This window comes from Arthrobacter sp. MOO21, from assembly GCF_057369995.2.
This window is the reverse complement of sequence record NZ_CM170671.2, coordinates 1,295,604-1,321,900: the sequence shown is the minus strand read 5'-3', so window position 1 is coordinate 1,321,900 and position 26,297 is coordinate 1,295,604. Positions and strand designations below refer to the sequence as shown.

Genomic DNA, 26,297 nt, shown 5'->3' with positions numbered 1-26,297 from the left:
ATTCCCGGCGGCTCCTGTGGAGTTATGCCACCAGGTTGGCCGCGGCGGTGTCCATGTGTTCCAGGATGGTCTGGCGGGCCAGGGCGGCATCACCAGTATCGATGGCGGCCATGATGTCTTTATGCCGGTCGACGCTCATGTTGCTGACCCCCTTCTCCAGTCCCGCGAACATGATGGACATCCGTATGGATCCCTCCAGCGATTCCCAGGAATGCAGCAGCGTTTCGTTGCCAGTGAGCCGGCAGAGGGTCCGGTGGAATTCGAGGTCGGACTCGATCCGTTCCTCCAGCGTCCCGGTGGTGGCGTCCTCCATGGCGTCGATGGCCTTGTGCAGGGATTTGGTCACGTGCTGCCGGTCCGGCAGTTCGCACAGCGTTCGCGCGGCCAGGGATTCCAAAGCGGCGCGGACAGCGTAGATGTCCCGGATCTCCTTCCCGTCCAAGTGCCGGACCGAGAGGCGGCCGCGGGGCCCGGCGGACAGCAGCCCCTCCTGCTCAAGCTGGCGCAGGGCTTCGCGAAGGGTGCCCCGGCTGATCTGCAGCATCTCGGACAGTTCGGTTTCCACCAAGTGCCGGCCGGGTTCCAGCTCGCCGCTGGTGATGGCGGTCCGCAACGCCGAGAGTGCCTGCTCGCGCAGGCTTTTCTTTTCCAGTCCCAGCAGCGGGGCGGTCAATCCGGCCATGGCTTGTCCTCAATGTCATAAGTCGACTGTTTACAGTCGGTAATGGTTTCGATAATACGGCAGAAAGCACGGCACCGGGCGGGAGCGGTGCCGTGCTTTCTGCATTGTTAGGGGCTCTAGCCGAGCTCGGCCAGCACCTTGGCCACAATACGGTCCACGGCGAGGCCGTAGCGGTCGTGCAGCGTGGGCAGGGCGCCGGCGTCCAGGAACTGGTCCGGCAGTGCCACGGGCACCACGCGCCTGCCCACGCCGGCGGTGACGACGGCGGACGCAACGGTCTCGAACAGGCCGCCCACCACGGAGTGGTTTTCCAGGGTAACGGCGAGGCGGTCGGTATCGACCTCCTTGAGGACGGTTTCGGCGTCGAAAGGCTTGATCGTGGGGGTGTGCACGACGGCGACGTCCACGTTGTGCGCCTCGAGTGCCTTGGCTGCCTGCAGGGCACGCATGGTCATCAGGCCGGAGGAGATGAACACGACGTCGTTGCCGCCGCGCAGGACCTTGGCCTTGCCGAGTTCGAACGTGTAGTCGTACTCGTCCAGGACGGTGGGAACGTTGCCGCGCAGCAGCCGCAGGTAGGTGGGGCCTTCGGAGGCCGCCAGCTGCGGGACGGCCTGCTCGATGTCCACCGAGTCGCAGGGGTCAACGATGGTCAGGTTGGGCATGCCGCGGAAGATCGCCATGTCCTCGGTGGCCTGGTGGCTGGGGCCGTACCCGGTGGTCAAGCCGGGCAGGCCGCCCACGATGTTGACGTTCAGGTTCGGCTCGGCCGCGTCCAGGCAGAGGAAGTCGTAGGCGCGGCGGGCAGCGAACACGGAGTAGGTGGACGCGAACGGCACCAGGCCGGACTCGGCGAGCCCGGCGGCTGCGCCGAAGAGCAGCTGCTCGGCCATGCCCATCTGGAAGAACCGCTCCGGGAAGGCCTTGGCGAAGATATGCATGTCCGTGTACTTGCCCAGGTCCGCGGTCAGGCCCACGATCTTGTCGTTCTCCTGCGCTGCCTTGACCAATGCGTGCCCGAATGGTGCGCTAGAGGTCTTTTGGCCGGGGTCGGCGAACGATGCGATCATCGCCGAAGTCTTCAGCTTCGGCTTGGCCGGTGTTGCAGCGGCTGCCGCCGTATCGGGGGCCTCGGTGGTGGTGCTCATGCTGAAGCCTTTCCTTCATAACCGGCGGTGAGCTGCTCGCGGCAGATCTGCCATTCGTTTTCTTCGATGCGCATGAAGTGCGCCTTTTCGCGATCTTCCAGCAGCGGGACGCCGCGGCCCACCTTGGTGTCGCACAGGATGACGGAGGGACGTCCGACGGAGGCCGACTGGGCAGCTGCATTGTCGAACGCTGCCAGCAGCGCGCCGACGTCGTTCCCGTCCACCCGCTGGGTGTACCAGCCGAACGATTCCCACTTCTCCGTCGCCGGCTCGGTGCGCAGCACCGTGTCCGTCTTGCCGTCCGCCTGCAGGGCGTTGATGTCCACCATGGCGGTGAGGTTGCCCAGCTGGTGGTGGTGCGCGCCCATCGCGGCCTCCCAGGTGGACCCCTCGTCCAGTTCCCCGTCGGAGAGGAAGTTGAACACCCGGGCGTCCGAGCCCTGGTAGCGCAGGCCCAGGGCCATGCCGACGGCGATGGTCAGGCCGTGGCCCAGGGAACCGCCGGAGATCTCCATGCCCGGGGTGTAAGTGGACATGCCGGACATCGGCAGGCGGGAATCGTCCGAGCCGTAGGTTTCCAGCTCCTCCGCCGGGACGATGCCGGCCTCGGCCAGTGCGGCGTAGTGGCCAATCGCGTAGTGCCCGGTGGAGAGCAGGAACCGGTCGCGGGCTTCCCAGTGCGGGTCCTCGGCGCGGAAGCGGAGCTGGTCCCCGTATACCGTGGCGAGCATGTCGGCAGCACCCAGGGCCTGGCCAACATACCCCTGGCCCTGCACCTCGCCCATATTCAGGGCGTGGTGCCTGATCCGGTACGCGGCGGCGTTGATCTTCTCTAGCCGTTCCGGGGTCACTGCGGTCCGCAGTGCGGTGTCCTGGACGGTTTCTGTAGGCATTACTGGCTCCGTGGTCGTTTCGTGCGTGGCTGTCATTCAGGCGTTGACGGTGTTGGGGGTGCTTTTGGTGGCTTCCTCGGCCAGCTCGCGCTCCCGCTTGCCCCAGGTTTCCCGGGTAGCGACGGCGGCCCAGAGGCCGATCAGGGCGTAAGTGCCGAAGAGCAGCGCGGGGCCCATCCAGCCGAAGCTGACAAACAGCAGGGTGGTGATGAAGGGGGTAAAGCCGGACACCATGGCCGAGATCTGGTAGGCCAGGCTGGCGCCGGACGCACGGGTCTTGGCCTGGAAAAGCTCCGGGAACCAGGCACCCTGGGCGCCGGCCAGCGAGTTCTGGCACACGGCGTAGGAGATGACGATCGTGAGGATGATGGCGATGAACAAGCCGGTGTTGACCAGCAGGAACATGGGGATGGCGAACAATGCGGCGAAGGCAGTGGACCAGACGTACAGGGGACGGCGGCCGATGCGGTCGGTCAGGGCGGCCCACGCCTGGGTGGCGAAGATGCCGATGGCCGAGGCAATGCAGAGGGCAATCAGCGTCTGGCTCTTGTCCGCCAGGTGCTGGCTGTTGATGTAGGAAATCATGTAGGTGATGGACACGGCGTAGCCGGCGGTCTCTGCAATGCGGAGGCCGATGCCCTTGATGATGTTGCGCCAGTCGGTCTTGATGACCTCCACGATGGGTGCCTTGACGATGGCGCCGCTGTCCTTGACCTCATCGAAGACAGGGGACTCGGGGACCTTGGAGCGGATGATCAGGCCGACCGCCACCAGCAGGATGCTGGCCAGGAACGGGATCCGCCATGCGAGCTCACCGCCCAGGTTCACGCTGAACAGGAAGGTCAGGTTGGCCAGCAGCAGGCCCACCGGGAAGCCAGCCTGGACGATGCCGGTGTACTTGCCCTTGGCCTTCCACGGAGCGTGCTCGTAGCTCATCAGGATGGCACCGCCCCATTCAGCGCCGAATGCCAAGCCTTGGACGATGCGGACGAAGACCAGCAGCGCCGGTGCCAGCAGGCCGACAGCGGCGTAGGTGGGCAGCAGGCCGATCGCGAAGGTTGCCAGGCCCATCAGGATCAGGGATGCGACCAGGACGGGCTTGCGGCCCACTTTGTCGCCCAGGTGTCCGCCAATGATGCCGCCGAGGGGGCGGGCTGCGAAGCCAACGCCCAGGGTTGCAAAGGAGGCGAGCGTGCCGGTGACCGGATCGCTCCCGGGGAAGAAGGCAGTTCCGAAATACAGTGCGGCAGCGGTGCCGAAGCCGATGAAGTCATACGTCTCAATCACGGCCCCCACGCCGGATCCGATGGCAACTCGCCGGGCGTCCTTGGTGCCGTGGACGGGGCCGCGCATGGTCAGAGCATCTTTGCTCATGGAGGTTCCCTTTCGAAAAGCGGCTTTGGAAGTCCGCTGTCGACTGTTAACAAAATGATACGTCCCAGTGTGACCGAGATCATTTCCACTGTCAACAGTCGACTTCTAGAGTTGACTGTTGACAGTTAACGCAAGTACTGTGGTCGCCATCACTACTGCTTGGCACGAACCAAAGGATCAACGATGTTCCACTCCCGACTCGGGTGTTCCTCCATCAGCTTCCGGCACCAGGAACTGGGCGAGGCCCTCCGCACCATGAAGGAGCTGGGGTTCGAAGAGATCGACCTGGGCGCCCTGCCCGGGGTCTGCAACCACGTTCCCTATGACCTCGATGCTGCGGCCGTTGAAGCCGTTTCGGCCGAGGTTAACGCGTCGGGCCTCCGGGTGTGCTCCGTCAACGGAGACATCGGGGACCTGAATGCAGTACTGGACGCCGATGCTCAGGCCGCGCGCCGGCGCCACCTGGACGCACTGCTCACCCTTACCTCGAACATCGGCGCCAAGGCTCTCGTCCTGCCCTGCGGAGCCCTTAACCACGAACCCGTGCGCAGCGAAGACGAGGACCTGGACCTCATCGCCGCCCAGCTGATCGGCGCCGGACGGCGGGCGGCGGAGTTCGGCGTCGAACTCTGGACCGAATCCCTGCACTTCCTGCGCTTCTGCTGGAACCTGGACCGTGCGGCAAAGCTCGCTGACCGGCTGGCAGGCTCCGGCGTCGGAATCGTCATGGACTTCAGCCACATCGTGGCCGCCGGCGAGGACATCCAGTCCTACCTTGACCGGCACGCCGGCCGCATCAGCCATGTCCACCTGCGCGACGCCGTGCCGGGCAACATCAACCTCAGCATCGGCAATGGCAATGCCGACTTCGCCGACGGCCTGAAGCGGCTCGCCGCCGACGGCTATACCGGCCACTTTTCGCTCGAACTGGAAACCCGGGACGTCACCAACGACGAACGTCCAGCGGCCGCCGCCAAGGCAGCCAGCTTCATCACCGACCTCATCTGAACTGACACAAACCAAGGAGTACCACCATGACCACCATCCAGCGCACCGCCGTCCTCACCGGAGCAACCTCCGAACGGGGCATCGGCATCACCACCGCCCGCCGCTACGCCCGCGAAGGCTGGGGCATCGTCGTCCTGGACCTCGACGGCGAGAAGTCCGCGAAGGTTGCGGCTGAAATCGGCAACGAATTCAACGTTCCCGCCTTCGGCCACGAGATCGACGTCGCCAGCGAAGCTTCGGTCATCGCCGCCCAGGCAGCCGTGGCCGCCGAGGTCGCCGCCGGCAACCTCCCGCCCGTCGGCGCCCTGGCCAACATCGCAGGCATCACCTCCCCGGTCCCGTTCCTGGAGACCACCCTTGAGCTGTGGCACAAGGTCATGGACGTCAACGCCACCGGCACCTATTTGGTCACCAAGGCATTCCTGCCGGACATGATCGGGAACGGCTGGGGCCGGATCATCAACATGTCCTCGGTGTCCGCGCAGCGCGGCGGCGGTGTCTTCGGCAAGGTTCCCTACTCCGCAGCCAAGGCTGCCATCCTCGGCTTCACCAAGGCCCTGGCCCGGGAACTCGGCACCACCGGGGTCACCGTCAACGCCATCACCCCGGGCGCCGTGGACACCAACATCCGCGTGGGCAGCACCGAGGAACAGGAAGCCGCCATCAACGCCGGCATCCCGCTGGGCCGCAACGCCACCACCGAGGAAGTCGCCTCCGTGATCACGTTCCTGTCCTCCGAGGATTCCGCCTACCTCACCGGCACCACCGTGGACATCAACGGCGGAAGCCACATGCACTAACAGCCCCGCGACAGCAGGCTACTGACAACACGGACGCCGGAGAACCACCATGACCAAAATCTTCAACGACCCCTCACAGTTCGCCGAGGAGGCCCTGGCAGGCTTCTGCGACGTCCACTCGGACCTGGTCCGCCAGGTCCCCGGCGGCGCCGTACGCCGGTACCGCCCTGCGCAGCCCAAGGTTGCCGTCCTCGCCGGCGGCGGCTCCGGCCACTACCCGGCGTTCGCCGGACTGATCGGCACGGGCTTCGCCGACGGCGCGGTGGTGGGCAACATCTTCACCTCGCCGTCGGCGCAGCAGGCCTATGCGGTGGCCAAGGCCGCCGACTCCGGCGCGGGCGTGGTCTTCACCTATGGCAATTACGCCGGCGACGTAATGAACTTCGGCATGGCCAGCGAGCGCCTGGCCGCCGAGGGCATCGCCGTGGAGAACGTGCTGGTGACAGACGACATCGCCAGCGCCCCGCCGTCGGAATCCGCCAAGCGCCGCGGCATCGCCGGCGACTTCACCGTGTTCAAGATGATGGGAGCGGCCGCCGAGAACGGTGCTGGCCTTGCCGAGGTGGTCCGCCTGGGACGCAAGGCCAATGACCTGACCCGCACCATCGGCAGTGCGTTCGCGGGCTGCTCCTTCCCCGGCGCCGAAGCCCCGCTGTTCACGCTTCCGAAAGGCCAGATGGGCCTGGGTCTTGGCATCCACGGCGAGCCGGGACTGCACGACACGGACCTGCCCTCCGCTGAGGAGCTGGGCCAGGAACTGGTGTCCCGGGTGCTCTCCGAAGCGCCGGTCAACGCCGGCAAGCGGATCGCCGTGCTCCTCAACGGACTCGGCTCCACCAAGCACGAGGAGCTCTTCGTTCTCTGGGGCACGGTGGCGCCGTTGCTGCGCGCCGCCGGCTACACCCTGGTCATGCCCGAAGTGGGCGAATTGGTCACCAGCCTGGACATGGCCGGCGTCTCGCTGACCGTCACCTGGCTGGACGAGGAGCTTGAGCCCCTGTGGACCGCTCCCGCTGAGACTCCCGCCTACCGCCGCGGCAATGCGGCCCGGGACGCAGGGGCGCTGTCCGGTGAGGAAGCGTCCGACGGCGGAGCCGCCGTTGCAGCATTCGTCGCCACGGACGCCTCCCGCGGATACGCCGCCGCCTGTGTCGCCGCGATCCAGGCAGCCCAGGCTTCGCTGCACGAGGCCGAAGAGCGGCTGGGCCGCATGGACGCCATCGCCGGCGACGGCGACCATGGCCGCGGCATGGTCCGCGGGGTGGACGCGGCGACTGCCGCGGCAGCCGCGGCACTCGGTGACGGTGCAGGGGCAGGTGACGTCCTGGCTGCAGCGGGGGACGCCTGGGCCGACAAGGCCGGCGGCACCTCCGGCGTCCTCTGGGGAGCGGGGCTGCGGGCCTTCGGCGAAACCGTGGGCAACAGCACTGCACCGGAAGGGGCGGTCCTCGCGGCGGCCGTGACTGCTTTCGCGGACCGGATCGTCCAGCTGGGCAAAGCAGAGATTGGTGACAAGACGATGGTGGACGCCCTGCTGCCCTTCGCCAGTGCCTTCAGCCGCGAAGTGGCCAACGGGGTTTCGCCAACCCGGGCGTGGGAAACAGCCGCGCGGGAATCCGCCGCAGCAGCGGAAGCCACCGCGGATCTGCTGCCGTTGAAGGGCAGGGCCCGCCCCCTGGCAGAGAAGAGCCTGGGCACCCCGGACCCCGGAGCCACCTCCCTGGCCATGGTGTTCGCCGTGATGGGCGCGCACTTCGCCGCAAGCACAACCGTTGCCCAGACAGGAGCTAAGTCATGACGACGGAAGGACAAACCACGGGACTGCGGCTCATTGTCGGCGCGGACGAGGCCGGCGTCGACTACAAAGACAAGGTCCTTGCCGACCTGCGCAACGACCCCCGCGTCAGCGAGGTCATCGACATCGGGGTCAACCGGAGCGACGCCCCGGACGACTTCACCAAGCCCTACCCCTACGTGGGCATCACAGCCGGCGAAATGATCCGGGACGGCTCCGCGGACCGCGCCATCCTCTTCTGCGGCACCGGAATCGGGGTGGCCATCGCCGCGAACAAGGTGGAAGGCATCCGCGCCACGGCTGCGCACGACTCCTTCTCGGTGGAACGCTCCATCCTGTCCAACGACTGCCAGGTGCTCACCATGGGCCAGCGCGTGGTGGGCATCGAGCTCGCCCGGCGGCTGGCGAAGGAATGGATCGGCTACACGTTTGACCCGTCGTCGGCGTCCGCGGGCAAGGTCAAGGTCCTCACCGACTTCGAGGGCTGCTAGCAGGACCGGCCGCGACGTCGCGCGGTATTCAGCCGTCCAGCTTCGCGCGCAGGCCGCCGATGATCACGTCCAGCCCGAAGTCAAAGGCGTGGCTGCCCCGTTCCTCCGAAGGCCCTGCATTGCTCACGGCGCGTTTGAGCGTGGGATAGCCCTCTGCCGGCGGATCCCACACAACTTCCGGGGCGGCGAGATCCAGTGCTGCGCCCAAGGCGAAGCTGTCGATCGTCGAAATGGCGGACACCACGTCCCGGCCCCGGAATCCTGCCGCTTCCAGGGCCAGGGCGAGGTCTTCGTAGAGTCCCATGACGTCGGGGTCCGTGATGGACTGCAGCACCATCAGGGGTGCCAGCCGCGGGTGGCGGGCAAAGGCATCCCGGTAGGCCCGGATAAGGACCCGCAGGGCGGCTTCCCAGTCCTGGTGGTCCACGGGGGGATAGGGCTCCTCGGTGATAATCCGGTGCCTCAGCAGTTCCAGGATCTCGTCCCGCCCCGTGACGTGGTTGTAGATCGATGACTGGCTGACACCTATTTTTTTGGCGAGCTTGGGAAAACTGAAATCCCCGCTCTCATCAACCAGCTCCAGGGCGGCCGTTGTGAGGGCCTCCACGGAAATCAACGGGAGGGGCGGGCGGCCCATCGGTTCTCCTGACTGCAGCTCTCTGACATCGGCTCCAGCCTAGCCGCACGTCACAAAATCCCTGCAGCCAAAAGACTATTGTGCTCTGGGCCACTTGGTTCCATACTAAACGAAAGCCTTTCGTTTAAAGTGGGCTTCCAAGAAAGGACCGAGCTTTGTCCGAGACCAAAATCAAGCAAAAGACGCCGTCCGCTGACGGTGCACTCAAACGCAACGCGCTGGGAACCGGAGGGATCGCCTTCCTGGTAATCTCCGCAGCCGCACCCCTGACAGTGATGGCGGGCGTAGCCCCGGTGGCAATCGGAGTCGCGGGCATCGGCGCCCCGGCCGGTTACCTCCTGGCAGGCATAGTCCTGACCCTCTTCGCCATCGGCTTCATGGCAATGACCCGCCACGTCAAAGCGTCCGGCGGCTTCTACACCTACATCTCGATCTCCCTGGGCAAGACGGCGGGACTGGCGTCCGCCATCCTCGCGATCGTCTCCTACAACTGCCTGCAGATCGGCGTCTACGGGCTGTTCGCCGTACAGACGCACGACATGCTGCAGGTCCTTTTTGGGCTTGAGGTGCCGTGGCCGGCCATAGCGCTCACCGCCGTCGCAGCTGTCTGGTTCCTCGGGTACCGGGGGATCGACGTCGGGGCCAAGGTACTCGGCGTCCTCCTTGTTGCGGAGACGGGCATCCTCGGCGTCATGGGAGTGGGCATCCTCGGCAGCGGAGGAGCGCACGGCATCAGCCTGGGATCCTTCAGCCCGGAACAGGCGTTAGGGCCAGGCGTCCTGGCGATCCTCGGCATCTGCTTCGCCGCCTTCATGGGCTTTGAGTCCACCGTGCTCTACCGCTCCGAAGCCCGCAACCCCGACAAGTCCGTCCCGCGGGCCATGTACATCGCGGTGGGCTTCATGTCGGTCTTCTATGCGTTCATTGTCTGGGCGGTCATCCAGGCCTTTGGTGACGACCAGGTGGTGGAAGCCGCCGGCGAACTGTCCGGTGGCATGTTCTTCCAAACGATCGGCCACTATGTGGGCCCCTGGGCCGAGACCGCCATGTATGTGCTGATCGTCACCAGCGTTTACGCATCACAGCTGGCCTTCCACAGCGCCATCAACCGCTACGTCTACATGCTCGCGAAGGACGGGGTCCTGCCGGCCTTCCTCGGCCGCACCCACCACCGGTTCCGGTCTCCGCACCGCGCCGGGCAGCTGCAGACCCTGCTGGCAGCCGTCGTGATCGCTATCTGCGCCATACTCAACGCCGACCCGTACCAGCAGCTCCTGATCTGGGTGAACACGCCGGGCATCTTCGGCATCGTGGGCCTCCAGGGCCTGGTTTCCGTGGCCGCGTTCCTCTACCTGCGCCGGAACCCCCAAGCTGCCGCCAACAAACTGATGGCCCCGCTCAGCCTTGCCTCGGCCATCCTGCTCTTCGGCGTCGTCCTCCTCATCGCGCTCAACATCGAGCTCCTCACTGCCGCCGACACCCTGACCAACACCATCCTGATCCTTGTCACACCGGTGGTGTTCGCCGGCGGCCTGCTGGCCGCCCTCTGGGTACGGCGCCGCCGCCCCGACACTTTCGACCGAATTGGAAGCTTTGAAACACATGAATCCTGACCTGATCATCCTTGCCGGCACGGTGCACACCATGGATGCAGGGTCCGGCAGCCGTCCGGCACCGGAAGCCGTTGCTGTGCGGAACGGCCGCATCCACGCCATTGGAACCCGGAAGGTCGCGGCATCCTGGGGGCCGGCGGAGGAAGTCCTCGAATTCGGGGACGCCGTGCTGACCCCGGGCCTGGTGGACTGCCACGTCCACCCTGTCATGGGCCTGGACATGACCAGGGGCTGCAACCTCTCCGGCATTTCCGACCTCGCAGCCATCCGGGCGCTGCTGCGGGCAGAAGCAGACGCAACTCCCGCAGGGGACTGGGTCCGCGCGTGGGGCCTCGACCCCAACGCCTTCGGCTCGGTACCACCCCACCGCGAGCTGATTGACGACGTCGTCGCCGGCCGGCCTGCCCTGATCCGGCTGTTCGACGCGCATTCGGCACTGGCCAGCAGCAGGGCGCTGGACATCGCCGGAATCAGCGGTCCGCACGCCTTCGACCAGGCCGCGGAAGTGGTCTGCGACGGCAACGGCAGGCCCACCGGGCTCCTGCTCGAGGCCGCCGCACTCGACCTGGTCCTGGCGCACATGCCCGCCGAGAGTTTCGAGGACCGGAAGCTGCGGCTGGGCGAGGTCCTGACCGGGTTCTCCCGGGCAGGACTGACCGGCATCCATGTCATGGACTGCGGAGAGGGGACCCTTGACCTCCTGGCAGCCCTCGAAAGCGATGGTGCCGGGGAGGGCCTGCCGCTGCGCGTGCGCATCTCGCCCTGGTGCATGCCGGGCAGCGACGAGGCCAGCTGGGAGCTGCTTGCAGGGCAGGTGGGAACCATGCGGGGCCAGCGGTGGGAAATCGCCGGAATCAAGCTGTTCGTGGACGGCACGGTGGACAACGGCACCGCCTGGCTCTTCGAACCGGACAGCCACGGGCAGTCCACCACGCCATTTTGGCCACGTCCGGAGGAATACGCCCGGGCCATCCGGTTCTTTGCCGGCCGCGGCATCCCCACCGCGACGCACGCCATCGGGGACGCGGGGGTGGCGGCCGTGCTGGGGGCCTTCGAGGCTCTTCCCGTGGACGTGCCGCCGGCACCACACCGCATCGAGCACATCGAAACGGTCCCGGACCAACTCATCGACAGGTTCGCCCGCTCGGGCCTGATTGCCAGCATGCAGCCCAGCCACTGCACCCACTACTCCCGGGCGGACCAGACCGACAACTGGTCAACACGGCTGGGGAAGGAACGGGCGGACCGGGGCTGGCGGTGCGCCGACCTCCGGTCCGCAGGCGCCACGCTGGCGCTCGGCTCGGACTGGCCCGTGGCCCCGTTTGAGCCCCTCCCCATCCTCGCCGACGCCCAGTTACGGCGAAGGTCGGGCCACCCGGACGAGCAGCCCATTGTGCCGCGGCAGGCCCTCACCGCGCTGCAGGCGCTGGAGGGGTACACCTCGCACGCCGCAAAGGCTGCGGGGGAGTGGGCGGTCTCGGGGTCGGTAACCGTCGGCAAACGCGCGGACTTCACCATCTTCGACGTTGACCCGTTGTCGGCGGCGCCGGATGACCTGGCGTCGGCGCGCGTGCTCGCTACGATCGTGGACGGCCAGCCGCACCATCTCTCCGTGGGCGCAGACCGGTAGACGGCGCCGGACGCGGCCCGGCTCCCGGCAATGGGCCACGTGCGGGCCCGTGCCCGGGGCTGGGCTTCCGCCGGCCCCGTTCCTACACTGGGGTGATGATCACAGTCACCGGAAGTGTGGAAACCAACCTGTCCGCCGAGAAGGCCTTTGCCTTCCTGAGCCAGTTCGAGAACACGAGCAAGTGGGATCCCAACACTCCGGTGATGGACAAGCTCACACCGGGGCCGGTGGCGGTGGGCCACCGCTACCACGCGGAGTCGGAGTTCCGGGGAAAGCGGCAATCCCTGGAATACGAGGTCATTGAACTGACCGAAAACCACCTCAAACTGCGGGGCGAGAACAAGAGCGTGACCGCCTTCGACTCCGTGGATGTCAGCCCGAACGGGACCGGCTCGGTGGTGAAGTACACGGCCGAGTTCAGCATCAAAGGCCCCGCCAGGATCATCCAGCCCCTCCTGAAGCCTGCGTTCATGTCGCTGCGGGACCCCGCCCTGAAGGGGATCCGCAACACCCTCAACGCGTTGGCAGCCGGCTGACGGCGGCGAAGAACCCGCGGGTCTCCCGCCGCGGGTCGTCCCGCAGCCCGGGTTGGGCATACGATCCAGTGCTGCGCGCCGAGTCCTCCGGTTAGCGGCGCCGTTCTGCGGTCCCGCTTTGGATGGTGGCGCGGGCGAAGAGGCCTTCCGACGCCGGCGGGCCCGGCGGGTGCCGGGCCCCGCCAGGTGCCGGAACCCCAAAGCGCCCCGGCGGTAGCTGGTGGACACCACCAGGGCGCCCGCCGCAGCGGCGAACCCGCCGCCGTCCTCCCTCCACACGCGTGGCTTGTGCCCGCGGGCGCCGGGGACTCGGGGTCTTGGGCTGCCGCGGGGCCGAACGAGGAGCTGGAGGGGACCGTCATGGTGTCAGGTTGCGGCTTCAACGCGGGTAGGCTGGCATCACCGTTCGGCAGTGGGCGGCCATGATGCTGTGGCCTGTCACAAACCCGCCGGAGGGAGACCCTTGCTCAACGCCGAAGCCCCGCATGACGATCTCTTCGCCGATGTTGCCCGGCGCCTGCAGGATTCTTTCCTGAAAAATCCCGCAGTGGAGGCGTGCCTTCAGGAATTGGCTCCCTACGCGGCAGCCAGGCTGGGCAGCGAGGACCGGCCACTGCTGTGCGCAATGACCGTGCTCCGGCCCAAACACCCGGCAACAACGGCCGCCAGCACTCCCTGCGCCCGCGTGCTCAGCCAACTGGAGCGCAAGTACGGGGACGGCCCGGGAACCACCGCGATGCGGACCGGCGGCACCGTGCTGATAGGGGACGCCCGGCAGGACCGGCGGTGGGCCGAATATGCGCACGCCGTTGTGGGACTGGGCTGCATGTCCGTCCTCAGTATTCCCGTGGATCTTGAGGGCGCGGACGGGGTGTTGAGCCTCTACAGCGGGCAGGCCGAGGCATACAACGCCGAAGTGGTGGCCCGGGCCGAGGCATTCGTCCTGCAGGCAGCCAAAGGTCTGACGCTCGCTTTGCGCATGGTGAAACTGGAGGAGACCAGGGACGGCCTCACCGCGGCCATGCAGACACGCACCGTGATCGACCTGGCTACGGGGGCCATCATGGCGCAGAACCGGTGCAGTCAATCCGATGCCTTCACCTTGCTTCGCAAGGCATCCAACGCAAGGAACATGAAACTCCGAGATGTTGCCGCCGCGGTGGTGTCCTCCGTGGCCGGGGCAGAAGGCGTTTCCACCTATTTCGACGAGTAGGGGTCCGGTCCTTCGGAGTGCAGCCGGGACAGCACTGAGTCGCTGAACGGCACACGAAGCGGCAGGCCTTCCGTGGCGCAGTATTCATTGACGGCCTGTGCGAGGGCATCACGCTCCCTGGGCGGGAGTCTGGTTTCACCCGCGCAGTAGTCCCTGATAACGCGCTCGGAAGCGTCGCCGCCCAGCGAGACGAACTCCAGCCACAACTGGCCCAGGTCCAGGTGGTGTTCCTTGATGACAGCACCCGTCAGGGCCTGCTGGTCTGCCTCGTCCATTGTCCCCTCCTGCGTTGGGTCCAGTTTCCTTACGGCGGGTTCGGAGCAGGAGACATGGGGGATGGGTGCCGGTCGAAGATTTTTATCGGGCCTGCCTCCGGTACCCCGGGCCGGTAACGCCTGAGGACCTTTGCCCCTAGCAGGAACCAAGGGAAGGGGCCAACCTGAGTGTCTGGAGCAACAGGAATCAGGAGGAAATGAGCATGGGCGCATGCGATGTCTGCGGCAGCAGCGAGGGGCGGATGTTCACCGTCACCATGGGCAGCCAGACCGGCACGTTCGACAGTTTCGAATGTGCCATCCACATGATGGCGCCGGCCTGCGAGCACTGCGGTTGCCGGATCCTGGGACATCCGATTGACAGCGAAGCCGGCATCTACTGCTGCCTGCACTGCGCGCGGGAGGCCGGAAACCCGCACCAGGCCGCCAAGGCAGAACACTCCACCGTAGCGGTGCCGGCGCAGGGTAGTGCGGCGGGCAAGGCCTGACTTTGCCTGGACCTAACTTGCCCGGACCCACGTTGTCCGGACCCAACGTGCCCGGACCCAAGTTGCCGGTATCCAGGGAGCGGGAAGAGGAGAATCATGGCTGGTAGCGGGCGCTTCAGGATAGTGGTGGGGGTGGACGGTTCGGACCAGTCCCGCGCGGCAATGGACTGGGCCATCGAGGAGTCCAGGCTGCGCGGTGGCGAGGTCCTGGCGCTGACGGCATGGAGCTTCCCCTATATCAGCGACGCCCTTGGCACAGCCTGGGACTACGAGATCTTCGAGAAGGACGCCCAGGCCATCCTCGAAACGGAGCTTGCCCGCGTGAAGGACCAGGGCGGGAACGTGACCGGCCGGGTGGTGGAGGGCAATCCCGCCTCCGCGCTGGTGGACGCCTCCAAGGACGCTGACCTGGTAGCCGTGGGATCGCGCGGCCACGGCGGATTTACCGGGATGCTGCTTGGCTCGGTGTCCCACCAGACGATCCACCTGGCGCACTGTCCGGTGCTGGTGTTCCGCGAACCCCGCGCCGAGTAGGCCAGCGCGTAGGCCAGCGCGCCGGCGAAGCATCTGCCGATCAGCATGGGGGGCGTTGGCGATCACGGCCGTCCGGGACGGCGTCCGTCAACCCGGACGTCGCGCAACCTCAAGTCCGCTCAGGACTCGTGGCCGTTCAGGCCGCGAGGTAGCGGGTCAGGCCGCGAGGAAGCGGGCGAAGCCAGCGTGAACCTCGTGGACGATGACCGGCCCGGTCCCGAGGAGCTGGGCCTTCGCCCGGAGCTGGCCCAGGAGGTCTTCGGTAGGCCGCCCGAATACTTCGATGGCCTTCATGGTGATCAGCGGGGCAACCGGAGGGAACTTAGCCCCCGCCACCTTCAGGTGCAGCTCCAACGAGGCAAGGTCGCTGTGAAGGTGCAGGACCTTCATGGTGGATCCATCCTCTGAGAAATAGACGCAGTACGACAGGATCTGTGGCTCGTTCTGTTCGACAAACTCCTCCAGCCCTGCCATGGCTTCCTTGAGTTCCGCCAGTTTGCCCGGACGGACCTCGGAGGTATCCAGGTACGCGATGAAATTTGCCATTCCGTCTCCTTGGTTCTTGAAGGTAATCGGCCGACCGTGCCCTTTTCCGGGTGCGCTTTCCCGACGCGAATCTGCAAGGATGTGTGCGGAAGACCATCCCAGGAGGATTTATGCCGTACACCGTGGATTTCAAGAACGTGTCCACCGCTGGTTTGGAATCCTCACCGGTTGCGGGCGCGCTGGCCGGGCTCCGGGCCAACGAGGCCCGTTACTACAAAAACAAGTACGACCACGACTTCACTGTCACGCCGGCGGAGGACGATCCGGCGACGCTCGACTACATCAGCCACATTCTTTCCGCCGAGCGCAACATCGTCATCTCCTCCAGGCCCCTTGAGGTGTCCTCCTTTGAGGTGGACGGACTGCGGATGGCATACGTGTTTTACGAGTCCGGCCTGTCCGTCAACGTCATGTACGGTTTGGACGACGGCGGCAAACGGGCGGTCGGGTTCAAGCTTTCCGACGGCATGGACATCCCGGAGGAACTGGCCGGCAGTTTCAAATTCGCCCGCCAAAAGTCCAAGCTCGCGGGCACCATCCGGGGCTCCTACTTTGTGATCAAAGGCGAGTACTGACTGCGACCGGCCCCGCCCTACTTCTGCTCGGGAATCCAATATGGCGCAGCCGCACCGGCACCCGTGAGGTTGTCACAGCGGACAAGCTGGGCGCCGATGCGTTCGAGCGGACAATCGACGTAGGTGGTGAGGGAGTCGGGGCCCCCGGCTGTTGGTTCCACGGGTGTCCCCGCCGGCAGAAACGTGGTCAAGGCGGCAGCAAAGAGCGCCAGACTGAGATCGAACATGATGTCTCCTGCTAAAGACATAATTACAGGACCGCCCCCGGTCGGGCGGTGGAAATCAGCTGCCCAGCGAGCCGTGAGTGCACTGCAACAGCGCCCATTTTGCGCTTGCAGGCGCCAGAGTACGCCCGCCGCGAAGCCGCCGTAAGGGTGGCGCCTACCCCATTTCCACCGCGCAGGGAGTAGGTATTTGCAAGGGGATACCCCCTGGACCACACCGCTAGGGAACGCCTTTTTACGAGCCCCAATAGGAGGCGCGCCACGTGATGCCGGCCAGGGTGGCCTGGCCCTTCAAGCTGGGGTGGAAGTAATCCAGGAGGCTGACATCGCTGGCGGAGAAGGAATAGTCGTAGACGGCGCGCTTGTCCCAGCGGCAGATCTGCGCGTACTTGGCGCAAGTTTCCTCAAGCGCCACATTGAAGGCTTCTTCCCGCTGCACCACCAACTGCCGCTGTTCCTCGGTAATGGAAGTGGACAGCATGGACTGGCAAATGTTTGCGCTCGACCATACCCACTGCGCCACGGAGTTGGTGTGCAGCACGTTCCACAGCTGGTAAATGTCCGGGATGCTGCTCACGAACACGCGCGGCCGCGGACTCATCTGGTGCAGCCTCGCCAGCGACTGGTCAATGTAGGCCGTGAAGTCTGCCACCGGTGTCATCGTCGACGCCGAGGACGTGCAGAGATCGTTGGCGCCGACCAGGATGGTGACATATTCGGCTCCCTGCGACGCAGCTGTTTCCACCTGGCTGGGCAGGTCCCTGGCTTTGGCGCCGCTCTTTGCGTCATTGAAGTTGTTTCCCTGAATGGCCGGCTTTAGGGAGAGCAGCTGTTCGTAGTGGCTCTGGATTCCGTCGTAGGCGCCGGCTCCGGTAGACCAGGACTGGGCGGGATGGTCGCCGTACCAGCAACAGGCGTCTGCGGCCCGGGAAATCGAGTCACCGAGCGCCGCCATGCTTTTGGGGTAGCTGGCCGCCGCAGCGGGTTGCGCGCCCGCAAGGGCAAAGACAAGGAACAGCAGAATAAGCAGGCACTTTGCAACCTTGCGCATCTGAACCTCCCGGCATGGCCCGCACAACAAGGGGCTGGCATCCACGAAAAGATCTGTGCCCACAAGGTACACCCGGAGGCGGGAGAAAGCTCAGATTCCTCAGGGCGCTGCGGCCACTGCTGGGCCGCCGTCTTCGGGGCTGTCACCGCCGGCGGGGTGGTTGCTGGACCAGATGTCGCCCATTTCCTCGGTGGACTGCTCCACGATCCTGCTCATTGCGGCGTGGGCGGCCCCGGCATCACCGCGCTGGATGGCGCTTGCTACGTCCACGTGCAGCTGCAGTGCCTCGTGGTCGGGCAGGTGCGGCATCAGTCCGTGCTGGGTCCGCCCGGCCAGCACCTCGGCCACGAGGTTGTGCAACTGGGAGAACATCAGGTTGCCGGAGGCGTTGAGGACCGCGGCATGGAACTCGATATCCAGGCGGAGGAATTCAGGCTGGTCCCCCCGCTGCCCTGCTGCCCACAGCCGCGCGGCCATGGAGACAAGGTTGCTGGCCTCGTCCAGGGTGGCGCGTTCGGCCGCGAGGCGGGCAGCCTGTGGCTCGATGGCGCCGCGCAGCTCATTCAAGGCCCGCAGCTGCTCCAGCCGCTTGGCCGATGCCAGCCGCCAGCGGATCACCTGGGGGTCGTAGAGGTTCCAGCTTGCCTCAGGCCGGACCACTGTTCCCAGGCGCCGGCGGGACTCGAGCATTCCCATGGAGGAGAGGACGCGGGTGGCTTCCCGGATCACGGAGCGGGACACCTTGTGCTGCGCCTCCAGCTCGTCCAGCCGCAGGATGGAATTCGGTGCCAGCGTTCCCTCGGCAATGGCGAGCCCCAGGTTTTCGACCAGCGATGAGTGCAGGTCCGGGGCCAACGCCGCCTTTGGGATTGTCATGAATAAATCATATGGGGCGGGCGCAAGGTCTTGTATATGTCTGCCTTATTTGTCTATGCTCGCTGAACAGAACAGACGTAAAGAGGCGTTTGTAACCGGCCCGCGGAGTTGCGGGCCCCGATGGCAAAGGGAGTCGTAATGAAGCGGCGTTCAATCGTGAAGTACGCGGCCGTAGCCGCGGCGCTGTCGCTGGGGCTGACCGCCTGCAGCGGCGGCGGAGGCGGCAGCGACCAGGCGAAGGAGTCCGGCACTGTCCGCGTCACCCTCGCCAACCATGTGTGGACCGAAGGCATCAAGGCCGCCATTCCGGAGTTCGAGAAGTCCAGCGGGCTCAAGGTCGAGCTGACCCAGCTCGGCGAAGACCAGTTGTCGGACCAGTACAACGTCAAGCTCAACGCGGGCAGCGACGAGGTCGACGTCATGATGTACCGCCCGCTGCAGGAAGGCAAGGCCTTCGCCAAGAACGGGTATCTCGCGGACCTTACCAGCAAGGTGTCCTCCGACTCCAGCTGGGACTGGAAGGATTACCAGGAAGGCCCGGTCAAGGCCACCACAGCCGACGGCAAGGTGGTTGGCGTGCCGATCATCACCGAACGCGAAGTCCTCTACTACCGCAAGGACCTGCTTCAGGCAGCAGGGCTCCAGGTTCCCAAGACCATGGAAGAACTCGAGTCGGCGGCCAAGGCCATCAAGGCATCCAACCCGGACACCGCGGGCTTCGTTGCCCGCACCGGCAAGTCCGCGGCGGTCACCCAGTTCTCCAGCTTCCTGTACAGCTTCGGCGGGGACTTCGTTGACTCCAGCGGCAAGGCCGCGGTCAACTCCGACGCTGCCAAGAAGGCCTACGCCTACTACGGCGGCCTGATCCGCAACTACGGCCCGGCCAACGTCAGCACGGACATGAGCTGGCCGGAGGCAATGGCCATCTTCACCCAGGGCGGCGCCGCCTTCTACACCGAGGCCGATTCGCTCTACAAGAACGCCACCGACCCCGCCAAGTCCAAGGTGTCCGACAAAGTCGGGTTCGCGGCGCTTCCTGCCGGGCCCGCCGGTTCGAAGCCCTACAACATCCCGTCCTGGGCGCTGGGCGTGAACCAGAACTCCAGCAACCAGGACAACGCCTGGAAGTTCATCCAGTGGGCAACCAGCAAGGAACGCACCCTGGCAGCCCAGAAGGCCGGCGTTCCCGGCCCGCGGGCATCCGTCTGGTCGAACCCGGAGGGAACCTCCACCTACCCGAAGGACCTGGCCGACGCGATCGCCGCGAGCGCCAAGAACGGCGTGGGCCATGACCGCCCCGAGGTTGTCACGGTAGGCAAGGCCCGCGAGATCGTGGGCGCCCCGATCGTCGCCACCATCACCGGTGCGGACCCGGCCGCCGCGGCCAACGACGCGCAGACCGCCTTCCAGACGTTCCTGGACAGCGAAAAGAAGTAGGACGCAGGCGCCGAAAGTGCCACACCAGCCCGCCGGGACGGCCCAAAAACCGTCCCGGCGCGGCCCCGCTTCACCCCCCAAACTCCTTAGGTGAACCATGTCTGTACTGAACCCTCCCCGCAGCGCGCAGCCCCGCAGCGCCCGCGGCCCCGCCGGCGCAGGAGGAAACTTCTCCGCCTGGGCCAACCGGCACCGGAAGTGGCTTTTTGCGGCACCGGCCATGATCTTCGTCGGCGTCCTGATCGTCTTCCCGCTGGCCTGGACCCTGTACCTGAGCCTCACCGACTCCCAGGGCTCCGTCAGGGCCGCCACCGAGTTCATCGGCCTGCAGAACTACCTGACCGTGCTGACTGACACGGACCGGTTCTGGCCCGCCGTGGGCCGCACCCTCTCCTTCACCGGCCTGGCCCTGGCGTTCGAGGTGGTGCTCGGCATGGGCATCGCCCTGCTGCTCTGGCGCCCCTTCCGCGGCGAAAAGTGGGTCCGCGTGGCCATCCTGCTGCCCCTGGTAGCCACCCCCGTTGCAGTCGGCATGATGTGGCGGTTGATCTTCGATCCCAACATCGGCTTCGTCAACCAGCTCCTGGGCATGGTGGGCATCCCGCCCCAGCCGTGGCTGTCCGGCCAGGACACCGCCCTGGGGACCACCATCTTCATGGACGTATGGCAGTGGACCCCCATGGTGGTCCTGATCCTGCTCGCCGGCCTGACCTCACTGTCCGACGAACCGGACGAAGCGGCCCGTGTGGACGGTGCCAACGCCTTCCAGCGGTTCTTCTACATCACCCTTCCCCTCATGATGCCCACCGTGATCGTCGCCATCCTGCTCCGGGGCATCGACGCGTTGAAAACCTTCGACATCCTGTACGCCACAAAGGGCAAGGGCGGCGGTTCCTTCCACGAGGTGGAGACGCTGAACGTCTACGCGTACGGGCTGAGCTTCGACTACAACCAGTACGGGCTCTCCTCCGCGGTGCTGATCCTCTTCTTCATGATCATCATCGGCTCCATGTGGCTGCTCACCATGCGCAAGAAAGCGGCAAGCAAATGACCGTGCTGAATGAAAACACCCCTTCCACCGCAGCCGGCAACCGTCCCGCACGGCGGCGGAAGCCGTTGGCTTCCCGGGCGTACAAGGTGTTCCGGGTGGTTGCCCTCATCGTTGTGGTGCTGTTCCTGCTGGCACCGCTGTTTTGGATGCTCCTGGCCTCGCTGAAGACCAACGTGGACATTTACGACACCGCCAAAGCCTTCCTGTTCCCGCCCACCTTCGAGAACTACGCCAACGTGCTGCAGCGCAACAACTACTTCGTCTTCATCTTCAACAGCTTCTGGGTGGCGTTCGTCTCCACGGTCCTGTCGATCATCCTCGGGGTGCCAGCCGCGTACGCGATGAGCCGCTTCACCATGCACCGCTCCGCGCTGGTGGTGCTGATGGCGCGCGTCATCCCCGGAGTTTCGCTCCTGGTGCCCTGGTACTACGTCTTCTCCAACCTGCGGATGGTGGGCAAGTTCGAGGTGCTGATCCTCAGCCACATGTTCGTCGCCCTCCCGCTGATCGTGTACATCATGATGAGCTACTTCGACTCACTGCCGCTGGAACTTGAAGAATCGGCAGAGGTGGACGGGCTCACGCCGATCGGCGCCTTCCGGCTGATCACGCTGCCGCTGGCCGTGTCCGGCATCGCGACCGCCGGCATCCTGTCCTTCATTTTCTCGTGGAACAACTTCATGTTCGCGCTGGTGCTTTCCGGGGCCAAGACCAAGACCCTGCCGGTGGCCATCTTCGACTTCGTCTCCTACGCCAGCATTGACTGGGGCGGCCTGATGGCGGCGGCAACGGTGGTCACCATCCCCATCATGATCATTGCGCTCTTCACGCAGAAGTACATCGTTTCCGGCCTGACCGCCGGCGCCACCAAGGGTTAGGACCGCCGCGTGACAGTGATCAGCCGGATCGAAACATTCCTTGTCCCGCCCCGCTGGCTCTTCGTCCGGGTCGAGACCGAAAGCGGAATCGTCGGATGGGGCGAGGCCACTTGCGAAGGCCGCAGCGAGACGGTGCGCGCCGCCGTCGGACAACTCTCGGAACTGCTCATCGGCAAGGACCCCCTCCGGATCGAAGACCACTGGCAGGTCATGACCAAGGGTTCCTTTTACCGGGGCGGACCCATCCTGGCCAGTGCCGTCTCCGGCCTCGACCAGGCCCTGTGGGACATCGCGGGCAAGCACTTCAACACCCCGGTGCACCAGCTCCTGGGCGGCCACGTCCGCGACCGGATCCGCATGTACGGCTGGGTGGGCGGAGACGAGCCCAACGAGGTGGCAGACCAGATCAGCGCGCAACTTGAGGTGGGGCTCACCGCCGTCAAAATGAACGCCAGCGGCCGGATGAGCGCCGTGGCGTCGGTGGCGGAGATCGACGGCGTCATCCGCCGTGTTGCCGCGGCGCGCCAGGTCCTGGGCGACCACCGGGACGTCGCTGTCGACTTCCACGGCCGCTTCAGCCTGGCCAGCGCCAGGCGGGTGGCACCCCTGCTGGAACCGTTCCGGCCCTTCTTCCTCGAAGAACCGGTGGTTCCGGAAAACACGCACCTGCTGCGGGAATTCACGTCCTCCACCACCACGCCCGTGTCCACCGGGGAACGGCTCTACAACCGGCAGGAGTTCCTGCCGGCGCTGCAGGCCGGCATAGCAGTGGCGCAGCCGGACCTCTCCCACGCCGGCGGCATCACCGAGGTCCGCAAGATCGCCGCGCTGGCCGAGGTCTACGACGTCCAGCTGGCGCCGCACTGTCCCCTGGGGCCATTGGCGCTGGCCGCCTGCCTCCAGGTCGGGTTCGCCACGCCCAACTTCCTCATCCAGGAACAAAGCATCGGCATCCACTACAACCAGGGCGCCGAAGTCCTCGACTACGTGGTGGACAAGGCGCCGTTCAAGTTCGTGGACGGACACATCGAACGGCTCACGGGCCCCGGGCTGGGCATCGAAATCGACGAGGCCGTGGTCCGGGCAGCGGACAAACGCGGCCACGCCTGGCGCGGGCCCGTGTGGCGCCACCCCGACGGATCCTTCGCAGAATGGTGAACCCCATGACATCCCAGGAATCAGCTGTTACCTCCGCCGGCCTGCTGGCCGGCATCCGGCACGCGCGGCTTGTCGGCATCGTCCGCGGGAACGACGGCGATGCTGCCGCCAAGGCGGCGCTGGCAGCGATGGAGGAAGGTTTCCAGTACGTGGAGATCGCGCTCACCACGCCCAACGCGCTGGAGGCGATCCGCGAGGTCCGCGCGGCCGCCCCGGACGGCTGCCTTGTGGGGGCGGGCACCGTCCTCAGCCAGGCCGACGTCGAACACGTCACCGCCGCTGGCGGCCAGTTCATCGTCACCCCCTCCCTGGCCCCCTCGATCAGCGAGGCGGCCAGTGCCGGGATCCCGGTCCTGGCCGGTGCGCTCACTCCCAGCGAGGCTTACGAGGCGATGGAACGCGGCGCCACCGCCATCAAGCTTTTCCCTGCGTCCATCGGCGGGCCCCGCTATTTGAAGGCTGTCCGGGACCCGTTCCCGGACATCCCGTTCATCGCCGTGGGCGGGGTGGGGCTCGACGAAGCCACTGGCTACTGGGAAGCAGGCGCCATTGCCGTCGGACTCGGCGGTCCCCTGTTCGGCAGTGCGGCCTCCGGCGGCGACCTCGCGGACATGCGGAACCGTGCGCGGAACTTCCTCCGCCTCGCCGCCGAATTTGCAGCACGGACCGGTAACCAGGCATGACCGCTGACGGCGCGGCCGGTCGCAATGCGGCCCCGCACCAGGTGGACCTGCTGACCGTGGGTGAGTCGATGGTCTCGCTCCGCTCCGCTGGGCCGCTGGCAAACGGCGGAACCCTGAATATGCAGGTGGCCGGGGCTGAATCGAATGTGGCCATCGGCGTTGTGCGCCTTGGCCATTCGTCAGCCTGGGTCGGGTCCGTCGGCGCGGATCCGCACGGCGAGTTCATCGTGAAGCAGTTGCGCGGCGAGGGCGTCCGGCTGCACCACACTGTGCATCCGGAGCGGAGCACGGGCGTGATGTTCCTGGAACAGCGCACCGCCGACCTCGGCAGGGCCTTTTATTACCGGGCCGGCTCGGCCGGTGCCACCGTCTCGCGGGACCAGGTGGCTGCAGCCCTCGACGGCGGCGCCCGGATCCTGCACCTGACCGGCATCACCCCCGCCCTCAGCCCCGAGGCGCGGGACGCGGTGGAATACGCCGCCAAACGTGCTTCCGCTGGCGGAACGGTGGTCTCCCTCGACGTGAACTACCGCAGCAAGCTATGGTCCCGGGACCAGGCGCGGGCCGTCCTCGCCCCATTGGCGCGCCATGCCACCATCGTCATTGCGTCCGACGACGAACTCGACCTGGTTGCCCCGCCCCGGGATGGGAACGTGGCGGCAGGGCAGCCTGCCGGTGAGGCCTGCGCCGCCGCGATGCTGCTGGACGCCGGAGTCCGTGAAGTGGTGGTGAAACGCGGCGCTGCGGGCGCGGCAGTCTATACGGCGGACGGCTGTCTTGAAGCGCCGGCCATTGCCGTTACGTGCGTGGACACCATCGGAGCGGGCGACGCGTTCACCGCCGGCTACCTCTCCGCCCTTCTCGACGGCGAGGATGTGGCAGGCCGCCTGAAGCTGGGCGTCCTCGCCGGCGCGTTCGCCGTCAGTACGCGCGGCGACTGGGAAGGCTTGCCGCGCCTCGACGAACTTGCGCTGCTCGATCAGGCCCCGGGCAGCACCCAGCGCTGACCCGTCAGGTCAGTGCCGTCATGGCGAGGGCGCCCACCAGGCCCATGCCCATGACGGCGAACCCCGTGGCTACGATCACCCGCCCGGGGAAGGCCCCACGGACCATCAGCATCGAGGGCAGGCTTAGGGCCGGCAGGGTCAGCACCAGGGCTCCCAAAGGGCCAATTCCAACCCCGGCGGCCATCAGGGCGCCGATGATGGGGATCTCTGCGGCAGTCGGGATCACGAACAGGGTTCCGGCGACGGCAAGCAGGACGGCTGCGGGCACGCCCCACGACGCGAGCGCGCCGGCCCCGGGGAACAGCCAGCCGCGGAAGCCGCCAAGGAGCATCACCACGACGGCGTACTCCGGCAGGAGGCGCGTTGCCAACCGCATGAGGGCCTTGGCGAACCTGCGTACGGCACCGGCCGCAGTCCCGGTTTCGACGGGATCGTCCTGCGGATCGGCGACGCTGGATCCTTTCGCCAGGCGGCTCACGAGCAGCGTGACGCCGAAGACAAGGATCACGCCGGTGCCGACGCGGACGGCGACGAACTGCCAGGGGAGCACGAAGGCCATGAAGGCCAGTGCTGCCGGATTGAGTACCGGGTTGCCGAGCCAGTACGCGAGCGCGGAGCTGACCGGAACCCCTCTGCGGCGGACGTTCAGGGCAACAGGGGCCGCGCAGCATGTGCACATCATCGACGCCATTGACAGGAGCCCGCCACAGGCCGTGCCCGCCAACAAGCCACGCCTCGCCTGGAACAGTGCGAGCAGCCTGCGGGCCGGAAGAAATGCCTCTACCGACGCGGCAACGAGCAGGCCCGCCACAAGTGCCTGCCAGATTGACGCGGCGTAGGCGAGTGCGTATTCAACGGCCGCATTCCACGACGGGGAGGGCGGCGCACCCGCCTTGCCGGACAGGACAGAGCTTCCCAATGAGTGGCTGTCGGCCACGGCCGGGACTTTGAGGGCATAGGGGTACCACTTGGCCCAGGCGAGGGCAGCGATGGCTATCCCGGCAGTGGCGAGCGTCCCCAGGAGCAGCCCGCGCCGCCGGCCTCGCGCCTGCTCCGCGACGGGCTTCTGGTTCAGCCGGTCGTTGCCTTGGGGCCCGATGCCGATGGCAGTGTCCTTCATGCGCGTCCCTGGACCTTTCCTCGTCGGGCCCGGCGGCAGCCGGCCCTGTCCCCCATGATCAGACCACAGCGGCTGTGGCTTACTCCGCCGCGCCCCACAGTGCCTTGCGGAGCAGCCGCTTTAATTCCTGCGACTCCTCCCCGGACAATGCGGTTAGCTGGTCCAGCTCCGCTGCGTCCAGCGCGGCGCGGGCCTTGGTGTGCATCTTCCGCCCCTCGGCGGTGGAGACGATGATCTTGGCCCGCCGGTCCTGCTTTCCCTGCGCCCGCTCCACCAGGCCGCGGCGCTCCAGGTCATCCACCAGCGTGACCACCTGGCTGGGGTCCAGGCTGAGGAAATCCGCCAGCTCCCGCTGCGTCGGCTCCAGTCCGCTGCATGCCAGCGTCAAGACGGAGAAGGAACGCTCCCGCAGGCCGAAGTCGGCAAGGGCCTTGTTGTTCAGCAGCGAGCCCGCGGCGTGCAGCTTGGCCAGCAGCAGGCCCACATCGTTGCCGATCCTGGCTGCCGCAAGGCGCGGGGTCTGAACGTCTGTGCCCAAGGTGGCCATCACAACTCCGGTACTGGTAAAAAACAA

29 protein-coding genes are annotated in these 26,297 nt (G+C 66.4%); 17 read left to right on the top strand and 12 right to left on the bottom strand.

Going from position 1 to position 26,297, the window contains the following annotated elements; all coding sequences use genetic code 11:
- Window positions 1-22 precede the first annotated feature (22 nt).
- The 4 genes from AC2JAJ_RS06075 to AC2JAJ_RS06060 all read right to left on the bottom strand — a co-directional run bounded on the left by AC2JAJ_RS06075 (window position 23) and on the right by AC2JAJ_RS06060 (window position 4,097).
- The gene (locus AC2JAJ_RS06075; protein ID WP_221385210.1) at window positions 23-682 is read right to left on the bottom strand and encodes a GntR family transcriptional regulator; all 660 of its coding nucleotides are present in this window, start codon (window positions 680-682) and stop codon (window positions 23-25) included.
- Between the two features lie 116 nt (window positions 683-798).
- Window positions 799-1,830, bottom strand: a complete 1,032-nt coding sequence (locus AC2JAJ_RS06070) for a transketolase family protein (protein WP_486416502.1) — start codon at window positions 1,828-1,830, stop codon at window positions 799-801.
- Complete coding sequence (locus tag AC2JAJ_RS06065) at window positions 1,827-2,723, bottom strand: transketolase (RefSeq protein ID WP_486416503.1); 897 nt, start codon at window positions 2,721-2,723, stop codon at window positions 1,827-1,829. Before AC2JAJ_RS06065 ends, AC2JAJ_RS06070 begins: the two co-directional genes overlap by 4 nt.
- Window positions 2,724-2,759: 36 nt before the next feature.
- Entirely contained in the window at window positions 2,760-4,097 is a 1,338-nt protein-coding gene (locus tag AC2JAJ_RS06060; RefSeq protein WP_221385213.1) for an MFS transporter, read from the bottom strand.
- 183 nt (window positions 4,098-4,280) lie between these two features.
- Here AC2JAJ_RS06060 and AC2JAJ_RS06055 point away from each other — a divergent pair, with 183 nt between their 5' ends.
- From AC2JAJ_RS06055 to AC2JAJ_RS06040, 4 genes are read left to right on the top strand one after another with little or no spacing between them, the layout of a single operon-like run.
- Window positions 4,281-5,105: a sugar phosphate isomerase/epimerase family protein gene (locus AC2JAJ_RS06055; protein WP_486416504.1), complete on the top strand. Its 825-nt coding sequence runs from the start codon at window positions 4,281-4,283 to the stop codon at window positions 5,103-5,105.
- 26 nt (window positions 5,106-5,131) lie between these two features.
- On the top strand, window positions 5,132-5,905 hold the full coding sequence (locus AC2JAJ_RS06050) for an SDR family NAD(P)-dependent oxidoreductase (RefSeq protein WP_221385215.1): 774 nt from the start codon (window positions 5,132-5,134) through the stop codon (window positions 5,903-5,905).
- 49 nt (window positions 5,906-5,954) lie between these two features.
- On the top strand, window positions 5,955-7,703 hold the full coding sequence (locus AC2JAJ_RS06045) for a dihydroxyacetone kinase family protein (protein WP_486416505.1): 1,749 nt from the start codon (window positions 5,955-5,957) through the stop codon (window positions 7,701-7,703).
- Window positions 7,700-8,191: an RpiB/LacA/LacB family sugar-phosphate isomerase gene (locus AC2JAJ_RS06040; RefSeq protein WP_486416506.1), complete on the top strand. Its 492-nt coding sequence runs from the start codon at window positions 7,700-7,702 to the stop codon at window positions 8,189-8,191. The genes AC2JAJ_RS06045 and AC2JAJ_RS06040 overlap by 4 nt, the downstream gene beginning before the upstream one ends.
- A 28-nt stretch (window positions 8,192-8,219) precedes the next feature.
- On the opposite strand, the gene AC2JAJ_RS06035 is transcribed toward AC2JAJ_RS06040, so the two are convergent.
- Complete coding sequence (locus tag AC2JAJ_RS06035) at window positions 8,220-8,828, bottom strand: TetR/AcrR family transcriptional regulator (protein WP_221385218.1); 609 nt, start codon at window positions 8,826-8,828, stop codon at window positions 8,220-8,222.
- Window positions 8,829-8,983: 155 nt separating this feature from the next.
- On the opposite strand from AC2JAJ_RS06035, the gene AC2JAJ_RS06030 reads away from it, so the two are divergent.
- The 4 genes from AC2JAJ_RS06030 to AC2JAJ_RS06015 all read left to right on the top strand — a co-directional run bounded on the left by AC2JAJ_RS06030 (window position 8,984) and on the right by AC2JAJ_RS06015 (window position 13,820).
- Window positions 8,984-10,441, top strand: coding sequence for an APC family permease (locus AC2JAJ_RS06030; RefSeq protein ID WP_486416507.1), 1,458 nt, complete (start codon window positions 8,984-8,986; stop codon window positions 10,439-10,441).
- Window positions 10,431-12,071, top strand: a complete 1,641-nt coding sequence (locus AC2JAJ_RS06025; RefSeq protein ID WP_486416508.1) for an amidohydrolase — start codon at window positions 10,431-10,433, stop codon at window positions 12,069-12,071. Before AC2JAJ_RS06030 ends, AC2JAJ_RS06025 begins: the two co-directional genes overlap by 11 nt.
- Before the next feature lie 95 nt (window positions 12,072-12,166).
- A complete protein-coding gene (locus AC2JAJ_RS06020) occupies window positions 12,167-12,607 on the top strand; it encodes an SRPBCC family protein (RefSeq protein ID WP_221385221.1) in 441 nt (146 codons plus the stop codon).
- A gap of 463 nt (window positions 12,608-13,070) precedes the next feature.
- Window positions 13,071-13,820 (top strand): GAF and ANTAR domain-containing protein, encoded by a 750-nt coding sequence (locus tag AC2JAJ_RS06015; protein ID WP_486416509.1) that lies wholly within the window; start codon window positions 13,071-13,073, stop codon window positions 13,818-13,820.
- On the opposite strand, the gene AC2JAJ_RS06010 is transcribed toward AC2JAJ_RS06015, so the two are convergent.
- Complete coding sequence (locus tag AC2JAJ_RS06010) at window positions 13,805-14,095, bottom strand: hypothetical protein (RefSeq protein ID WP_486416510.1); 291 nt, start codon at window positions 14,093-14,095, stop codon at window positions 13,805-13,807. The two genes, AC2JAJ_RS06015 and AC2JAJ_RS06010, sit on opposite strands and share 16 nt — an antisense overlap.
- 203 nt (window positions 14,096-14,298) lie before the next feature.
- On the opposite strand from AC2JAJ_RS06010, the gene AC2JAJ_RS06005 reads away from it, so the two are divergent.
- Window positions 14,299-14,583 carry a metallothionein gene (locus AC2JAJ_RS06005; RefSeq protein ID WP_221385224.1) on the top strand — a complete coding sequence of 95 codons (285 nt, stop codon included), beginning with the start codon at window positions 14,299-14,301 and terminating at the stop codon, window positions 14,581-14,583.
- Window positions 14,584-14,679: 96 nt separating this feature from the next.
- Window positions 14,680-15,117 (top strand): universal stress protein, encoded by a 438-nt coding sequence (locus AC2JAJ_RS06000; protein WP_473694756.1) that lies wholly within the window; start codon window positions 14,680-14,682, stop codon window positions 15,115-15,117.
- 156 nt (window positions 15,118-15,273) lie between these two features.
- Here the strand turns inward: AC2JAJ_RS06000 and AC2JAJ_RS05995 are convergent, their stop codons facing one another.
- The gene (locus AC2JAJ_RS05995) at window positions 15,274-15,663 is read right to left on the bottom strand and encodes a hypothetical protein (RefSeq protein ID WP_486416511.1); all 390 of its coding nucleotides are present in this window, start codon (window positions 15,661-15,663) and stop codon (window positions 15,274-15,276) included.
- Between the two features lie 110 nt (window positions 15,664-15,773).
- Between AC2JAJ_RS05995 and AC2JAJ_RS05990 the strand changes: the two genes are divergently transcribed.
- Window positions 15,774-16,238, top strand: coding sequence for a DUF8821 family protein (locus AC2JAJ_RS05990; protein WP_486416512.1), 465 nt, complete (start codon window positions 15,774-15,776; stop codon window positions 16,236-16,238).
- A 17-nt stretch (window positions 16,239-16,255) separates the two neighbouring features.
- Here the strand turns inward: AC2JAJ_RS05990 and AC2JAJ_RS05985 are convergent, their stop codons facing one another.
- From AC2JAJ_RS05985 to AC2JAJ_RS05975, 3 genes are all read right to left on the bottom strand, one after another.
- Window positions 16,256-16,465: a hypothetical protein gene (locus AC2JAJ_RS05985; protein WP_221385228.1), complete on the bottom strand. Its 210-nt coding sequence runs from the start codon at window positions 16,463-16,465 to the stop codon at window positions 16,256-16,258.
- A gap of 232 nt (window positions 16,466-16,697) precedes the next feature.
- Window positions 16,698-17,513 (bottom strand): GDSL-type esterase/lipase family protein, encoded by an 816-nt coding sequence (locus AC2JAJ_RS05980; RefSeq protein ID WP_486416513.1) that lies wholly within the window; start codon window positions 17,511-17,513, stop codon window positions 16,698-16,700.
- A gap of 99 nt (window positions 17,514-17,612) precedes the next feature.
- Entirely contained in the window at window positions 17,613-18,389 is a 777-nt protein-coding gene (locus AC2JAJ_RS05975; RefSeq protein WP_486416514.1) for a FadR/GntR family transcriptional regulator, read from the bottom strand.
- Window positions 18,390-18,527: 138 nt separating this feature from the next.
- Here AC2JAJ_RS05975 and AC2JAJ_RS05970 point away from each other — a divergent pair, with 138 nt between their 5' ends.
- From AC2JAJ_RS05970 to AC2JAJ_RS05945, 6 genes are all read left to right on the top strand, one after another.
- Window positions 18,528-19,826 (top strand): ABC transporter substrate-binding protein, encoded by a 1,299-nt coding sequence (locus tag AC2JAJ_RS05970; RefSeq protein WP_486416515.1) that lies wholly within the window; start codon window positions 18,528-18,530, stop codon window positions 19,824-19,826.
- Window positions 19,827-19,923: 97 nt separating this feature from the next.
- Window positions 19,924-20,877, top strand: a complete 954-nt coding sequence (locus tag AC2JAJ_RS05965; RefSeq protein WP_260323438.1) for a carbohydrate ABC transporter permease — start codon at window positions 19,924-19,926, stop codon at window positions 20,875-20,877.
- On the top strand, window positions 20,874-21,755 hold the full coding sequence (locus AC2JAJ_RS05960) for a carbohydrate ABC transporter permease (protein WP_221385232.1): 882 nt from the start codon (window positions 20,874-20,876) through the stop codon (window positions 21,753-21,755). The genes AC2JAJ_RS05965 and AC2JAJ_RS05960 overlap by 4 nt, the downstream gene beginning before the upstream one ends.
- 9 nt (window positions 21,756-21,764) lie before the next feature.
- Window positions 21,765-22,913, top strand: coding sequence for a galactonate dehydratase (gene dgoD, locus AC2JAJ_RS05955; RefSeq protein ID WP_486416516.1), 1,149 nt, complete (start codon window positions 21,765-21,767; stop codon window positions 22,911-22,913).
- Between the two features lie 5 nt (window positions 22,914-22,918).
- Window positions 22,919-23,596: a bifunctional 4-hydroxy-2-oxoglutarate aldolase/2-dehydro-3-deoxy-phosphogluconate aldolase gene (locus AC2JAJ_RS05950; protein ID WP_486416517.1), complete on the top strand. Its 678-nt coding sequence runs from the start codon at window positions 22,919-22,921 to the stop codon at window positions 23,594-23,596.
- The gene (locus tag AC2JAJ_RS05945) at window positions 23,593-24,603 is read left to right on the top strand and encodes a sugar kinase (protein ID WP_486416518.1); all 1,011 of its coding nucleotides are present in this window, start codon (window positions 23,593-23,595) and stop codon (window positions 24,601-24,603) included. The genes AC2JAJ_RS05950 and AC2JAJ_RS05945 overlap by 4 nt, the downstream gene beginning before the upstream one ends.
- A gap of 4 nt (window positions 24,604-24,607) precedes the next feature.
- On the opposite strand, the gene AC2JAJ_RS05940 is transcribed toward AC2JAJ_RS05945, so the two are convergent.
- Both AC2JAJ_RS05940 and AC2JAJ_RS05935 read right to left on the bottom strand, forming a co-directional pair.
- The gene (locus AC2JAJ_RS05940; RefSeq protein ID WP_486416519.1) at window positions 24,608-25,723 is read right to left on the bottom strand and encodes a permease; all 1,116 of its coding nucleotides are present in this window, start codon (window positions 25,721-25,723) and stop codon (window positions 24,608-24,610) included.
- A 79-nt stretch (window positions 25,724-25,802) separates the two neighbouring features.
- Window positions 25,803-26,270: a MarR family winged helix-turn-helix transcriptional regulator gene (locus AC2JAJ_RS05935; protein ID WP_221385236.1), complete on the bottom strand. Its 468-nt coding sequence runs from the start codon at window positions 26,268-26,270 to the stop codon at window positions 25,803-25,805.
- Window positions 26,271-26,297 lie beyond the last annotated feature (27 nt).

Bases quoted from the DNA above. Each gene is read 5' to 3' on its own strand.
- AC2JAJ_RS06055 (WP_486416504.1), top strand. From the start codon at position 4,281: ATGTTCCACTCCCGACTCGGGTGTTCCTCCATCAGCTTCCGGCACCAG.
- AC2JAJ_RS05975 (WP_486416514.1), bottom strand. From the start codon at position 18,389: ATGACAATCCCAAAGGCGGCGTTGGCCCCGGACCTGCACTCATCGCTG.
- AC2JAJ_RS05935 (WP_221385236.1), bottom strand. From the start codon at position 26,270: ATGGCCACCTTGGGCACAGACGTTCAGACCCCGCGCCTTGCGGCAGCC.
- AC2JAJ_RS05995 (WP_486416511.1), bottom strand. From the start codon at position 15,663: ATGGCAAATTTCATCGCGTACCTGGATACCTCCGAGGTCCGTCCGGGC.
- AC2JAJ_RS06040 (WP_486416506.1), top strand. From the start codon at position 7,700: ATGACGACGGAAGGACAAACCACGGGACTGCGGCTCATTGTCGGCGCG.
- AC2JAJ_RS05965 (WP_260323438.1), top strand. From the start codon at position 19,924: ATGTCTGTACTGAACCCTCCCCGCAGCGCGCAGCCCCGCAGCGCCCGC.
- AC2JAJ_RS06060 (WP_221385213.1), bottom strand. From the start codon at position 4,097: ATGAGCAAAGATGCTCTGACCATGCGCGGCCCCGTCCACGGCACCAAG.
- AC2JAJ_RS06070 (WP_486416502.1), bottom strand. From the start codon at position 1,830: ATGAGCACCACCACCGAGGCCCCCGATACGGCGGCAGCCGCTGCAACA.
- AC2JAJ_RS06045 (WP_486416505.1), top strand. From the start codon at position 5,955: ATGACCAAAATCTTCAACGACCCCTCACAGTTCGCCGAGGAGGCCCTG.
- AC2JAJ_RS05940 (WP_486416519.1), bottom strand. From the start codon at position 25,723: ATGAAGGACACTGCCATCGGCATCGGGCCCCAAGGCAACGACCGGCTG.
- AC2JAJ_RS05985 (WP_221385228.1), bottom strand. From the start codon at position 16,465: ATGTTCGATCTCAGTCTGGCGCTCTTTGCTGCCGCCTTGACCACGTTT.
- AC2JAJ_RS05960 (WP_221385232.1), top strand. From the start codon at position 20,874: ATGACCGTGCTGAATGAAAACACCCCTTCCACCGCAGCCGGCAACCGT.
- AC2JAJ_RS06005 (WP_221385224.1), top strand. From the start codon at position 14,299: ATGGGCGCATGCGATGTCTGCGGCAGCAGCGAGGGGCGGATGTTCACC.
- AC2JAJ_RS06050 (WP_221385215.1), top strand. From the start codon at position 5,132: ATGACCACCATCCAGCGCACCGCCGTCCTCACCGGAGCAACCTCCGAA.
- AC2JAJ_RS05950 (WP_486416517.1), top strand. From the start codon at position 22,919: ATGACATCCCAGGAATCAGCTGTTACCTCCGCCGGCCTGCTGGCCGGC.
- AC2JAJ_RS05945 (WP_486416518.1), top strand. From the start codon at position 23,593: ATGACCGCTGACGGCGCGGCCGGTCGCAATGCGGCCCCGCACCAGGTG.
- AC2JAJ_RS06035 (WP_221385218.1), bottom strand. From the start codon at position 8,828: ATGGGCCGCCCGCCCCTCCCGTTGATTTCCGTGGAGGCCCTCACAACG.
- AC2JAJ_RS05970 (WP_486416515.1), top strand. From the start codon at position 18,528: ATGAAGCGGCGTTCAATCGTGAAGTACGCGGCCGTAGCCGCGGCGCTG.
- AC2JAJ_RS05980 (WP_486416513.1), bottom strand. From the start codon at position 17,513: ATGCGCAAGGTTGCAAAGTGCCTGCTTATTCTGCTGTTCCTTGTCTTT.
- AC2JAJ_RS06010 (WP_486416510.1), bottom strand. From the start codon at position 14,095: ATGGACGAGGCAGACCAGCAGGCCCTGACGGGTGCTGTCATCAAGGAA.
- AC2JAJ_RS06000 (WP_473694756.1), top strand. From the start codon at position 14,680: ATGGCTGGTAGCGGGCGCTTCAGGATAGTGGTGGGGGTGGACGGTTCG.
- AC2JAJ_RS06065 (WP_486416503.1), bottom strand. From the start codon at position 2,723: ATGCCTACAGAAACCGTCCAGGACACCGCACTGCGGACCGCAGTGACC.
- AC2JAJ_RS06020 (WP_221385221.1), top strand. From the start codon at position 12,167: ATGATCACAGTCACCGGAAGTGTGGAAACCAACCTGTCCGCCGAGAAG.
- AC2JAJ_RS05990 (WP_486416512.1), top strand. From the start codon at position 15,774: ATGCCGTACACCGTGGATTTCAAGAACGTGTCCACCGCTGGTTTGGAA.
- AC2JAJ_RS06075 (WP_221385210.1), bottom strand. From the start codon at position 682: ATGGCCGGATTGACCGCCCCGCTGCTGGGACTGGAAAAGAAAAGCCTG.
- AC2JAJ_RS06025 (WP_486416508.1), top strand. From the start codon at position 10,431: ATGAATCCTGACCTGATCATCCTTGCCGGCACGGTGCACACCATGGAT.